2 protein-coding genes are annotated in these 14360 nt (G+C 62.1%); one reads left to right on the forward strand and one right to left on the reverse strand.

What is annotated here, in order from left to right; all coding sequences use genetic code 11:
* Window positions 1–367: 367 nt before the first annotated feature.
* Window positions 368–13366: a non-ribosomal peptide synthetase gene (locus tag KI231_RS20415; RefSeq protein ID WP_213026177.1), complete on the reverse strand. Its 12999-nt coding sequence runs from the start codon at window positions 13364–13366 to the stop codon at window positions 368–370.
* A 378-nt stretch (window positions 13367–13744) separates the two neighbouring features.
* On the opposite strand from KI231_RS20415, the gene KI231_RS20420 reads away from it, so the two are divergent.
* A complete protein-coding gene (locus tag KI231_RS20420; protein WP_064120208.1) occupies window positions 13745–14299 on the forward strand; it encodes an RNA polymerase factor sigma-70 in 555 nt (184 codons plus the stop codon).
* The last annotated feature ends 61 nt before the right edge of the window (window positions 14300–14360 follow it).

Consider the following 14360-nt stretch of genomic DNA (forward strand, 5'->3'; position numbering starts at 1 on the left):
CCACCCCCGCGACAAAAAAGAGAACCGGCAGACTGAGCTGCCGGTTCTGGATCGTCAACCTTGGAAATGTACGTGAATGTACCGGTTGAATTGTGTTGAACGCACTGACGCCATCGCTGGCAAGCCAGCTCCCACAGGTTCAGCGGTAAACAAAAAATTTGTGCACACACTCAATCCCTGTGAGAGCTGGCTTGCCAGCGATGAGGCCGGAAAAGACGCTAGAGATTACAAGCCCTCCAGCTCCGCCATCAGGTCATTCAAGCGATCTACCTCCCACAGGTTCAGCGGTAAACAAAAAATTCGTGCACACACTCAATCCCTGTGGGAGCTGGCTTGCCAGCGATGAGGCCGGAAAAGACGCTGGAGATTACAAGCCCTCCAGCTCCGCCATCAGGTCATTCAAGCGATCCACCTTCTCCTCGGTGATATCACTGGCCGCCAGGCCATTGATGTACTCGGCCAGTTCTTCCACCGTGCTGCACTCGAACATCGCTCGCAGCGGCACGTCGCGTTGCAGGGTTTTCTGCACCCGCGAGGCAATCTGCGTGGCCAGTAGCGAATGCCCGCCCAGTTCGAAGAAGTTGTCGCGCACACCGACTTTCTCGACTTTCAGCACCTCGGCCCAGATACCCGCCAGGGTCTGCTCCAGATCGTTGCGCGGAGCCAGGTAATCCTGGCTCTGCAACTGACCGATCTCCAGCACCGGCAAGGCCTTGCGGTCCAGTTTGCCGTTGGCGTTATGCGGCAACTGATCCAGCCACAGCCAGTGCAGCGGCACCATGTATTCCGGCAATTCGCTGCGCAGGCGCTGCTTGATCCGTTCCAGCCGTTCACCTGGATTCAATGCCGAATCAGCGGCGACCAGATACCCCACCAGGTGCTTGCCGTTGGCGCCCTCCTGAACACCGACCGCGGCATCACGGACTTCCGCTTGCTCGTGCAGGCGCGCCTCGATTTCACCCAGTTCAATCCGGTAACCGCGAATCTTCACCTGATGGTCGACCCGACCGACGTATTCCAGCACGCCATCGCTACGGCGACGTGCGAGGTCACCGGTGCGATAGAGACGCTCGCCCGGCGCACCGAACGGGTTCGGCACAAACACCGGCGCCGTGCGCAGCGGATCGCTGACATAACCGCGACCGACACCGGTACCGGCCACACACAACTCACCCACGGCCCCCAACGGCACCAGTTCCAGCGCGCCATCGAGCAAGTACAACAAGTTGTTGTCGGTCGGCGTACCGATCGGCAGATAGCTGCCGCGCGTCGAGGCCATGTCGACGCGGTAGAACGCTACATCATCCGAACATTCCGCCGGGCCGTACGCGTTGACCAGACCGATGTCCGGGTAACGCAGCAACCATTGGTGCGCCAGTTCCGGCGGCATCGCTTCACCGGTCGGCAGCATCCAGCGCAAACCGTCGAGGCTCAGGCGATCCGAGGCCAGCATGCCTTGAATCAGCGACGGCACGCTTTCCAGCACGGTGATGCCCTGGGCCTGCACATGCACCAGCAGACCTTGCGGATCGTGGGCGATGGCGTTCGGCACGATGTCGACCCGCGCACCAAACAGCGGCGCGGCGAGGAACTGCCAGACCGAAATGTCGAAGCTTTGCGACGCGGTCTGCGCGATCACATCGGCGTCCGTCAGATTCAGGTACGGCACTTTGCTCAACTGGTTATTGAGCATGCCGCGCTGCTCGACCATCACGCCTTTCGGCAGGCCGGTCGAGCCCGAGGTGTAGATCACATACGCCAGGTTGTCCGGGCCGCTGTGAATACCCGGATTTTCCATCGAGATGGCCTGCGCTTGAACCTCTTCCCACACCAGCAAGCGTGGGCGATTGGCACAGCTGAACTCATCGAGCAACGCCTGCGCCTGGTCACGGCACGCCTCGCTGCACACCAGCACCGGCGTGCGACTCAGCTCGATGATGCGTTGCAGACGCTGACTCGGCAGGCCCGGATCGAGCGGCAAGTAACCGGCGCCAGCCTTGAAGCTGCCGATGATCATGCCCAGCAGGTCGAGGTTACGCTCGGCCAGCAACGCCACCGGTTGATCCATCTCCACCCCGGCCGCAACCAGCGCATGGCCGAGACGGTTGGCTTTTTGATTCAGCTCGGCATAGCTCAGTTGCTGATCGAGGCAACTGGCCGCGATGCGTTGCGGATGCGCTGCAACCTGTGCTTCGAACAGCGCAACGTAGCTCTTCTCCAGCGGATAATCATGGGCGCTCTGGTTGCAACCGTGCAGCAGGAAGTCCTGTTCCTCGCTGCCCAGCAAAGGCAGGTCAGCCATGTCGCCATGGAAACCATCGACCAGCGCCAGCAACAGGCGCTTGAACTCGCCGAGCATGCGCTCGATGGTCGATTCGTCGAAATAACGCTGGTCATACGACAGATGCAGACCGAGGTCATCGCCGGGGTAGCACACCGCCGTCAGTGGGAAGTTGGTATGCGTACGGCCCGAATCCGAGGTGGCGTTAAGGCTTTGCGCACGGTCCAGTACCGAGACTTCCACCGGGGCGTTTTCGAACACGAACAGGCTGTCGAACAGCGGCTGGCCTTTCGGCAATTCGCTTTGTTCCTGGATGTTCACCAGCGGCAGGTATTCGTACTCGCGCAGTTGCATGTTGCTGTCGAGCAATCCACTGAGCCACTGCCGCACACTGGCGCGCTGATCGTCTGCCGGGATCTGCACCCGCAGCGCAATGCTGTTGATGAACAGGCCGACGGTGCGTTGCATCTCCGGCATTTCCACCGGACGCCCGGCCACGGTCACGCCGAAGAGCACGTCGCGATCACCGCTCAGGCGTCGCAGCACCAAGGCCCACGCCGCTTGGGCGAAGGTGTTGATGGTCAGTTGATGAGCCTGGGCCAGTTCGCGCAGACGGGCGCCGTCCTCGACATTGAGTCGGGTGTAACGGTCGCCGACGACCATGCCGCCGCTTTCACCGGCGTGTTCACGCAGGAACGGTCGATCACTCGGAATCGGCGTGGTGCGCTCAAAGCCTTGCAGGTTCTGCTGCCACCACTGACGCGCCTCGGCCAGGCTCTGGCGTTGCAGCCAGCCGATGTAATCGCGGTAACGCGGCGGTACGGCCAATTGAGCTTCGCGACCTTCGCCGAGCGCGGTGTAGATCTCGAAGAAATCGTTCATCAGCAGCGAACGGCACCAGGCATCGATAAGGATGTGGTGGTTGCTCATCATGAACCAGTAGCGCGCCGCGCCGACCTTGATCAGACGCAGGTGGAACGGTGCCTGATTAAGCAGATCGAAACCGGCCTCACGTTCGCTTTTCAGCAATGCTTGCAGTTTCGGTTCCTGCTCGGCTTCGCTGACGTTGCTCCAGTCGAGATACTCGATCGGCGTGCGACCCGGCGTGTGAATCACTTGCAGCATGTCTTCGCCAACGTTCCAGCAGAACGAGGCACGCAGTGCTTCATGACGGGCGACCACCGCTTGCCACGCTTGAGCGAAACGCTCGGGGTCGAGTTCGCTGTTGATGCGGTAGCGATCCTGCATGTAGTACAAGCCTGTGCCCGGTTCGAGCAAGGTGTGCAGCAACATGCCTTCCTGCATCGGCGTCAGCGGATAGACGTCCTCGATGTGCGCGGCGGGCACCGGCAAGGCATCGAGTTGCGCCTGAGTCAGTTTCGCCAGCGGGAAGTCCGACGGCGTCAGACCGCCGGCTGTGTCTTGCAGGCAATGCTCGATCAAGCTCTGCAATTCACCGAGGTAGGCGTCGGCCAGATCATTGATGGTCTGCGTGTCATAACGCTCGGCGCTGAAGGTCCAGCGCAGCAGCAATTCACCGCTGTAAACCTGACTGTCGACACTCAATTCGTTTGGCAGTGGCGCTTGCGGATCGTGTGCCGCGCCGACCGGTTCGTCGAGCGGACGGAACAGCGCATCACTGCCGAAGCTCTGGTCGAACTGGCCAAGGTAGTTGAAGGTGATCGGCGCATGCGGCAGCGCAGCCATGCTGTGTCGGCTGAGGTCATCAGCCAGATAACGCAGCACGCCGTAGCCCAGACCTTTGTGCGGCACCGCGCGCAGTTGCTCCTTGATCGCCTTGATCGAAGCGCCCTGCCCGGCGGCTTCTTCGATGTTGTGCGGGGTCAGGCGCAGTGGATAAGCGCTGGTGAACCAGCCGACGGTGCGGGTCAGGTCGATCTCGTCGAACAGGGTTTCGCGGCCGTGACCTTCCAGTTGAATCAGCGCCGATGGCTGGCCGCTCCAGCGGCACAACACGCGGGCCAGCGCCGTCAGCAGCAGATCGTTGACCTGGGTGCGATAAGCGCTCGGCGCCTGTTGCAGCAGTTGTCGGGTGCGCTCGGCATCGAGGCGCACGCTGACGGTTTGCGCGTGACGGTTCTGCTGGCCGCCCTGCGAATTTGCGCAAGGCAGATCAGCGTTCGGACCGGCCAGTTGCGTCTGCCACCAGCTCAGCTCTTCACGCAAGGATTCGCTGCCGGCGTATGCCTGCAAACGCGCCGCCCAGTCCTTGAAGGCACTGGTTTTCGCCGGCAGTTTCACCGATTGTTCGGCGTCGAGCTGGCGATACACCGTTTGCAAATCATCGAGCAAGACCCGCCACGACACACCGTCGACCACCAAGTGGTGGATGGCGATGAACAGACGTTTTTGAGCTTCAGGACCATCGACCAGCAAGGCACGCAGCAGCGGGCCGTTTTCCAGATCGAGACTGCGTTGGGCATCGGCAAACAGCGCCTCGCACTTGTCCATCGAGGTCACGCGCACTTGCCACAACACGGGCGCATCGGACAGCGGTTGATGCGTCGCTTGCCATGCTCCGCCGACCTCGCTGAAGCGCAGACGCAAGGCGTCGTGCTGTTCAATCACGGCCAGCAGCGCTTGCTCCAGACGATGCGGCTCCAGCGCCACGGTCGGCTCCAGCAACAACGCCTGATTCCAGTGCTGGCGCTCAGGGATTTCAGTGTCGAAGAACCAGTGCTGGATCGGCGTCAGACGCGACTCACCCGCAACCCGTCCTTGCTCGGCCGTTACTTGTTCGCTGCGGCTCGCCACCGCCGCCAGGGTCTGCACCGTCTGATGCTGGAACAGGTCACGCGGGCTGAAATGAATACCCTGCTGCCGCGCCCGGCTGACCACTTGAATCGACAGAATCGAATCGCCACCGAGTTCGAAGAAATTGTCGTTGAGGCCGACCTGCTCGATGTTGAGCACTTCGCACCAGATCTGTGCCAGGGTCTGCTCCAGCTCGTTGCTCGGTGCCACGTAATCCTGACGATTGAGCTCCGGATCCGGCGCCGGCAAGGCGCGGCGGTCGAGTTTGCCGTTGGCGGTCAGCGGCATGCTCGCCAGCAGGATCAGGTGCGTCGGCACCATGTAATCCGGCAATTGGCTCTTGAGGTGCGACTTCAGCGCTTCGCGCAATTCAGCCTGTTTGGCTTCATTCTGCTCGGCAACCTCAGTCACCAAATAGCCGACCAGTTGTTTGCCGCTCGGCGCATCCAGCGCCAGCACCGCGGCTTCGCGGATTGAAGCGTGATCGAGCAAACGAGTTTCGATTTCGCCCAACTCGATACGGAAGCCACGGATTTTCACCTGATGGTCGATCCGCCCCAGGTATTCCACCAGGCCATCGGCACGCTGGCGCACCAGGTCGCCGGTGCGGTACATGCGCCCGCCATCGGTGGCGAACGGGTCAGCGACAAAACGCTCGGCGGTAATGCCCGGACGGTCGTGGTAGGCCTGCGCCAGACCGGCGCCGCCAACGAACAATTCACCGGTCGCACCTTGCGGGACCAGCGCCAGGTCGGCGTCGAGAATGTACGCCACGCGGTCGCCGATCACGCTGCCGATCGGCACGCTGCCGGCGCCCTCTTCCAACACTTCCGGGGCCAGACTGGCCAGCGGCATGACCACGGTTTCGGTCGGACCGTAGGCGTTGAAGAACAGGCTTGGCTTGAAGGCTGCACGAATCCGATGCAGATGTTCGCCGGTCAGCGCTTCGCCGCCGGTGATGATCATCCGCACTGGCAGGATTTCGTTTTGCGTCGCGAGGAACTGCGCCAACTGGCTGCCGTAGCTCGGGGTGAAGCCGAGCACATTGATTCGATGGTTGCGGATCAAACCGCAGATTTCTTCCGCGTCCCACTGCCCTTGCGCACGCAACACAACCTGCGCACCGCTGAGCAAAGGCACCAACAGACGTTCTGTCGCGGCATCGAAGTTGATCGAATAGAAGTGCAGTTCGCAGTCGTCCGGGCGCATGCCGAAACGCTCGATCACGGCCTGGCAGTGCATGGCGATTTCGCCGTGGGAGACCACCACGCCTTTCGGTTTGCCGGTCGAACCCGAGGTGTAAATCAGGTAGGCCTGATGCTGCGGCAGGCTGATAAACGGCAGCTCAGTGGCTGGGTGATCGGCCAGTGTCGCGCTGTCATCCTCCAGGCACCAGCGCGCCACGCTTGCCGGCAAGTCTCCAAGCGCTTTGAACATTGCGCGATCACTGAGCAGCAGACCGATGCGGCTGTCTTCGATCATGTAATGCAGACGGTCGAGCGGGTATTCCGGGTCCAGCGGCACATAGGCGCCACCGGCCTTGAGAATCGCCAACAGGCCGATAACCATTTCCAGCGAACGCTCCAGCGCCAGTCCGACCCGCACTTGCGGGCCGACGCCACGCTGACGCAGAGCCCAGGCCAGACGATTGGCGCGGGCGTCGAGTTCGGCGTAGCTCAGGGTCTGGCCGGAGAACGTCAGGGCCGGTGCATCTTTGCGCATCAGTGCTTGCTCGGCAAACAGGTGATGAATGCACTGATCGAGACGATGCTCGCCCGGTTCGACGCCGAGGCTGTCGAGCAGTTGTTGTTGCTCTGGCGCATCGAGCAGCGGCAGTTCGCTGAGGCGCTGCTGCGGATCGGCGATCAGGGCTTCGAGCAGATTGCGCCAATGTCTGGCCATGCGGGCGATGGTCGGTTCGTCGAACAGATCGGTGCTGTAAGTCAGGCAGCAACCGAGGCGATGGTCGAGGTCGGTGACTTCCAGGTTGAGGTCGAACTTGGTCGCCCGCGCATCGTTGGCCAGGTATTCGACGGTCATGCCAGCGAGCATGCGGCTCTGCTGGAACTCCCAGCGCTGCACGTTGCACATCACTTGGAACAACGGGTTGTACGCGGCACTGCGCGGTGGCTGCAAGGCTTCAACCAGATGATCGAACGGCAGATCCTGGTGAGACTGGCCTTCGATAACCGTGTGACGTACCTGCTTGAACAATTCACCAACCGACATCATCCCGTCGAGTTGGCAACGCAGCACCTGGGTATTGAGGAACGCACCGATCAGCCCTTCACTTTCCGGACGGATCCGGTTGGCTACTGGCGCGCCGATGCGCAGATCGGTCTGGCCACTGTAGCGGTAAAGCAAGGTCGCGAGTGCGGCGGTCATGGTCATGAACAAGGTCAGACCATTTTGCGCGTTGAACGCACGAACGCGGGCGGCGAGATCGTCGCTGAGGTCGAAACGGAACAGTTCGCCCTGATGGCTTTGCACCGGCGGACGCGGACGGTCGCCCGGCAATTCCAGCAGCGGATGTTCGCGACCGAGTTGCGCGGCCCAGTAGTCGAGTTGACGTTGACGCTCGCCGGATTCCAGCCAGTTGCGCTGCCAGACGCTGTAGTCGAGGTACTGCACCGGCAACGGTTCCAGCGGCGAATCGCGGTCGTCGACAAAGGCTTCATAGAGCGCGCTGAGTTCACGGGCGAAGATGTCCATCGCCCAGCCTTCGGTGACGATGTGATGCAGGGTCAGGACAAAGTAATGCTCATGCTCGGCAGTCTTGACCAGACAGGCGCGCAGCAGCGGACCGGTTTCCAGATCGAATGGCAGGTGCGCTTCTGCATCGGCCAGTTGCTGGACGTTTTGCTCACGCTGATCGGCCGGCAGTTTCGAGAAATCCTTCCAGTCCATGCGCACACCAGTCTCGGCATGCACCTGCTGACGGGCAACGCCGTCGACGCTCGGGAACGTGGTGCGCAGGGTTTCGTGACGCAGGATCAGCGCTTGCAGCGCCGCCTCGAAACGCTCGACATGCAACACGCCACGCAAGCGCGCCATGCCGCCGACGTTGTACGCCGGGCTGTCCGGCTCCATCTGCCAGAGGAACCACATGCGCTGTTGCGAATAAGACAGCGGCACCGGTTTGCTGCGGTCGACTTTTTCAATCGGCGGCTGTTTATTGGTGCGGCCGCTGGCCTGGATCAGACGGATCTGCTCGGCGAAATCACCCAGTTCGCTGTGTTCGAACAAGGCGCGCAGCGGCAGTTCGACGTCGCAGGCCTGACGGCTGCGGGAGATGATTTGCGTGGCCAGCAGCGAGTGCCCGCCGAGGGCAAAGAAATCGTCGCGCAGGCCGACTTGCGTCAGGCCCAGCACTTCGCGCCAGATCGCGGCGATCTGCTGCTCAAGTTCAGTCACTGGTTCGACGTGTTCACGCACTTGCCATTGCGGTTCGGGCAAGGCGCGACGATCGAGTTTACCGCTGGGGCTCAGGGGCATTTCGTGCAAACGCATCAGTTGCGCCGGGACCATGTATTCCGGTAGCTCGGCGGCCAGTGCGGTTTTCAGGCGAGTGATCTGCGCGTCCTGATCTTCGCTGGCATCGGTCGCGGTGAAGTAGCCGATCAACTGGGCGCCGGCAGCGGTTTCGCGCACCAGCACCACGGCTTGGGCGACGCCGTTTTGAGCGAGCAGACGCGCTTCGATTTCCTCCGGTTCGACGCGGAAGCCACGCAGCTTGACCTGCTGATCGAGACGACCGAGATATTCGATTACGCCGTCGGCTGTCCAGCGTGCGCGGTCGCCGGTACGGTACAAGCGCTCGCCCTGCTCGCCCAATGGATCGACGACGAAACGTTCGGCGGTCAGCGCCGGGCGACCGAGGTAACCCCGGGCCAGACCGATGCCGCTGATGCACAACTCACCCGGTACGCCGGCCGGCACGGGGTTGAGATCAGCGTCGAGAATGCGGCAAACCACGTTGCCCAGCGGTCGGCCAATCGGCGAACGCTCGCCATCGGCCGTTGTGCAATGCCAGTGGGTAACGTTGATCGCGGTTTCGGTCGGGCCGTAACGGTTGTGCAGTTGCACCCGCGGCAGTTGTGCCAGTACCCGGTTACGCAACTCTGCGGGCAAGGCTTCGCCGCCGGAGAAAACCCGGCGCAGGCTGGTGCATTCGGCACTCAGCGGCTCGTCGACGAACAACGAAAGCAGTGGCGGCACGAAGTGCAGCGTGGTCACGCCGTATTGCTGAACCAGTTGTGCGATGCGATGCGGATCACGGTGCTCACCGGGACCGGCAATCAACAGACGCGCGCCAGTGATCAGCGGCCAGAAGCATTCCCACACCGACACGTCGAAACTGATCGGCGCCTTTTGCATCAGCACATCGGTTTCATCGAGGCGGTAAGCGTTCTGCATCCATTGCAAACGCTCGGCCAGTGCCGCGTGGGTGTTGCCGACGCCTTTCGGCTGGCCGGTGGAGCCGGAGGTGTAAATCACGTAGGCGAGGTTGTCGCCGTGCAGGTGCAAACCCGGCGCCTGGCTTGGCCAGTTTTCCAGGTGCAGCGCGTCCAGGGCGATAACGCTGACGCCTTCACTGGCCGGCAAGCGCTCGAGCAATTCGGTCTGGGTCAGCAGCAGTTCGACGCCGCTATCGCTGAGCATGAAGGCCAGGCGATCGGCCGGGTAATCCGGATCGAGCGGCACGTAAGCGCCACCGGCCTTGATGATCGCCAGCAAACCGATCAACAGTTGCGGCGAACGCTCGGCGGCGATGGCCACACAGACATCCGGGCCGACGCCTTTGTCGCGCAGGTAATGCGCGAGACGGTTGGCTTGAGCATGCAATTCCGCGAAATCGAGACTGCCACCCGCCCACACCAGCGCGGTGCGCTCCGGGGTCTGGCGGACTTGTTCGTTGAGCAGCTCCGGCAGCCATTGCTCAGCTTTCGCGCACGGGGCGACGCTCCAGTCTTTCTGCTGATCGTGCTCGATGGCGGTGAGTATTTGCAGATCGCCGATGGCACGTTGCGGTTGCTCGCAAATATCGCGCAGCAGGTTGCTGAAATGTTCGGCCAGACGCTCGATGGTCGCTCCATCAAAAAGCTCATCGGCGTAGTCGAAGGACAGGGTCAAGCGACCGTTGCGATCCTCCTCGCTGTGCAATTGCAAGTCGAACTTGGCCTCGCGGCTGTGCCACGGCAGTTCTTCGGCGAGCAGACCCGGCAGGCGCTTGAGCGCACTCAGGTCACGTTGCTGGTGGTTGAACATGACCTGGAACAGACCCTGTTCGCGAGCCTGCGGGAACGCTTCGAGCAATTGTTCGAACGGCAGGTCCTGATTGGCCTGGGCGCCGAGTGCGGATTGACGCGTCTGGGCAAGCAGCTCGACAAAGGGCAGGCGAGCATCGACGTCGGCACGCAGCACCTGGGTGTTGATGAAGAAGCCGATCAGGCCCTGGGTTTCCAGGCGCGGACGGTTGGCATTCGGCACGCCGATGCGGATATCGCGCTGACCGCTATAGCGGTGCAACAGGCTCTGCAACGCCGAGAGCAACAGCATGAACGGCGTGGCTTGATGCGCCTGCGCGGTGTTGCGGATCGCTTCGCTGAGGCTGACGCTCAGACGTACGCTGTGGCGTGCGGCGCTATGATTTTGCTGGGCAGCACGCGGATGATCGGTGGCCAGCTCCAGCGTCGGATGCTCCTCGCCCAACTGCGCTTTCCAGTACGCCAGTTGTCGCTCGCCCTCGCCTTGCGCCAGCCATTGGCGCTGCCAACTGCCGTAGTCGGCGTACTGGGTTGGCAACGCTGCGAGTTCGGCGCGCTGCCCCTGGGAGGCTGCGGCGTACAGGCGCGAGAACTCGTCGATCAATACGTTCAGCGACCAGCCGTCAGCGATGATGTGGTGCATCGTCACCAGCAACTGGTGATCTTCGTCGTCGAGGCGAATCAGCGTCACCCACAGCAACGGGCCTTTTTCCAGGTCGAACTGGGTGCGTGCTTCGTCCTCGCGAATCTGCTGGGCGCGGGCTTCACGTTCATGGGCCGGCAGGTCGCTGATGTCGATCAGTTGCAGGTTGAATTCAGCCGCCGCGTCGATCTGTTGCAGGGCCACGCCGTCGCGTTCGACGAAGCGCGTACGCAGGGATTCGTGGCGCTCGATCAGTTGCTGGAAGCTGCCGCGCACGGCGTCTTCGTCCAGTTCGCCACGCAGACGCAGGCCGCCGGGAATGTTGTACGCGCTGCTCTGCGGGTCGAGTTGCCAAGTGATCCACAAGCGGTTTTGCGCCAGCGATTGCGGCAGCGCTTGCGCGCGCGACAACGCTTTGATGTCACCTTGGGCAGTGCCGCCATCCTGTTGCTGTTGCGCCACCGCAGCGGCGAATGCAGACAGGGTCGGAGCCTCGAACAGCAGGCGCAGGCTCAACTCCAGAGCGAGTTCTTCACGCACCCGGGCGATCACTTGCGTGGCGGCGATCGAGTTGCCGCCGAGCAGGAAGAAGTGATCGTCGGCGTTGACTTGTTTGACGTTGAGTTGCTCGGCCCAGATCCTCGCAATCAGTGCTTCGAGCTCGGAGGCTTCAAGGGTCGACTCGGTGCTTGTGGCTTCTGCACTCGGGAACACCGCGTAGCTGTCGAGGCTGCCGTCGGCCAGGCGATTGCGGCAGGCCGAACGCTGCAGTTTGCCGCTGGACGTCTTCGGCAACGCGCCCGGGTTGAGCAGCACCACGACGCTCGGTGCTTCCTGATATGCCTCGGCGACTGCCTGACGGATGGCTTTGATCAACGCTTCGGGCGCAAGGATTTTCTGCACGCTGCGGCTGATTTCCGCAGCGATGCCGATGCCCTCTTCGCCGTTTTGAGTGACGGCGAACGCGGCGACGCGACCCTTGCGCACCACCTCCACTTCGTTCTCGACTGTCTTCTCGATGTCCTGCGGATACAGGTTGTGGCCGCGCACGATGAGCATGTCTTTCAGGCGGCCAGTGATGAACAGTTCACCCTCGCGCATGAACCCCAGGTCGCCAGTGCGCAGCCAGGTACGGCCGGCGTGCTGGACGAAGGTCTTGGCGCTGGCTTCGGGGTTGCGCCAGTAACCGAGGGCGATGCTCGGCCCGCTGGCCCAGACTTCGCCGACAGCGTTGTCGGCGAGTTCGGCAAGACTGCCGGGCTCGACGATCAGCACCGCGTGATCTGGCTGGCTGATGCCGCAACTCATGATCGGGCTGCCGTCGCCGGGTTCGGCGCGGTTCTGCGCCAGCGCCTGATCGTCCACGCGCAGGGCTGGAATGCCCTTGCCGCGTGGCGTGCCGGCGACGAACAACGTGGCCTCGGCCAAACCGTAGGACGCCATGAAACTGTCTGCGCTGAAGCCACACGCGGCGAATTTTTCGGCGAAACGCTCATTGGTATCCAGACGAATCGGCTCCGAGCCGGAATACGCCACGCGCCAGCGGCTCAGGTCGAGACGCTCCATGGCCGACTCGCTGACCCGTTCGCTGCACAAGCGATAAGCGAAATCCGGCCCGCCACTGATGGTGCCGCCGTATTGGCTGATCGCTTCGAGCCAGCGCAACGGCCGGCCAAGGAAGTACGCCGGCGACATGAGAATGCACGGCACGCCGCTGAAAATCGGTTGCAGCAGGCCGCCGATCAAACCCATGTCGTGGTACAGCGGCAGCCAGCTGACGATCACGTCATCCGGGTTTACGTCGATGCCGAAGCCGTGGCGGATCAGCAGTTCGTTGGCGACCAGATTGCCGTGGCTGACCTGCACGCCTTTGGGCAACGCGGTGGAGCCGGAGGTGTATTGCAGGAAGGCAATGTGCTCTGCCGGCAGGCTCGGTTCAATCCAACGCTCGGCCAGTGCGTTGTCGAGGGTGTCGACGCACAACAGCGGCGGCGCGCCTTCGATCTGCTGCAACGCATCGCGCAGGTCGGCACTGGTCAGCAGCAGGCGCGGTTCGGCGTCGGCGATGATCGACAGCAGACGCTCCTGGTGATGACGGCGCGCCGATTCCGGCGGATAAGCCGGCACCGCAATCACGCCCGCATACAGGCAACCGAAGAATGCCGCGACGTAGTCCGGACCGCTGGGGAACAGTAAAACCGCGCGATCTCCGAATTCGGCTTCGGCCTGCAACGCGGCGGCGATAGTGCGCGCTCGCTGATCCAGTTCGCGATAGCTGAGTACCACAGCCTGCTCTGCGTTCTCGGCAAGAAAACGCAAGGCCAGCCGGTCCGGGGTCAGGGCCGCGCGGCGCTGGAGGGCTTGGACCAGGGTGCTGGGGAGTTCGAACGCGTCGGTCATTTGGTTTCCTGCCTGAATTCGGCTTGCTAGTGGAATCGGGGTGCTGCGTCACGCCCATCCAGGGGCGTGGAGCGCATGCAGGACGCGGTCTACGCCGACCGCGCAAGGCATGGGAATGCTGTCTGGCCGGGGCTCTGCAGCCGGAACCATTCACCAATGAGAACGGATGACGTCTTGAAATAATTAGTCCGCAGGCTGGATCGCCAATGGGGCCGGGGTGCGGCGGCGTGTCGCAGTTCTCACATCGCACCGATTTGACGCATTAGTTCTCTTTCTCAATTGACAATCATTATCATTCAACATAATTTGTCGCTCGATGTGTAGGACGGCCCCGTCCCCCAGGCGTCCCACTAACCTATTGGCAGCAAGGTGATTTCCATGACGGAACAAGTATCCACAAGCAGGTGCGATTCACCGCTACTTCAGGCATTCGTCGACAATCGACTGATTCTGGTCAAGATTGCAGCCCGCATTACCGGCTGCCGGTCACGCGCCGAAGATGTGGTGCAGGATGCGTTTTTCCGACTGCAATCGGCGCCACCGATCACGTCGTCGATCAAGGCTCAATTGAGTTATCTGTTCCAGATCGTGCGCAACCTCGCCATCGATCACTACCGCAAACAGGCGCTGGAGCAGAAGTATTCCGGCCCTGAAGAGGAAGGGCTGAACGTGGTCATTCAAGGCGCGTCACCAGAAACCTCGCACATCAACTTCTCGACCCTCGAAAACATCGCTGACGCCCTGACCGAGCTGCCCAGCCGCACTCGCTATGCGTTCGAGATGTACCGCCTGCATGGCGTGCCGCAAAAGGACATCGCCAAGGAACTGGGGGTTTCGCCGACGCTGGTCAACTTCATGATTCGCGATGCACTGGTGCACTGCCGCAAGGTGTCGGGCAGTCGTCGGGATGCAGTGGCGGTGGGTCGTCGTTAATCAGAAAAGTTCTGGCGCCCTCATTCGCGAGCAGGCTCGCTCCCACATACGACTGCATTTC

This window comes from Pseudomonas sp. Seg1 (genome assembly GCF_018326005.1).
Taxonomy (GTDB): Bacteria; Pseudomonadota; Gammaproteobacteria; order Pseudomonadales; family Pseudomonadaceae; genus Aquipseudomonas.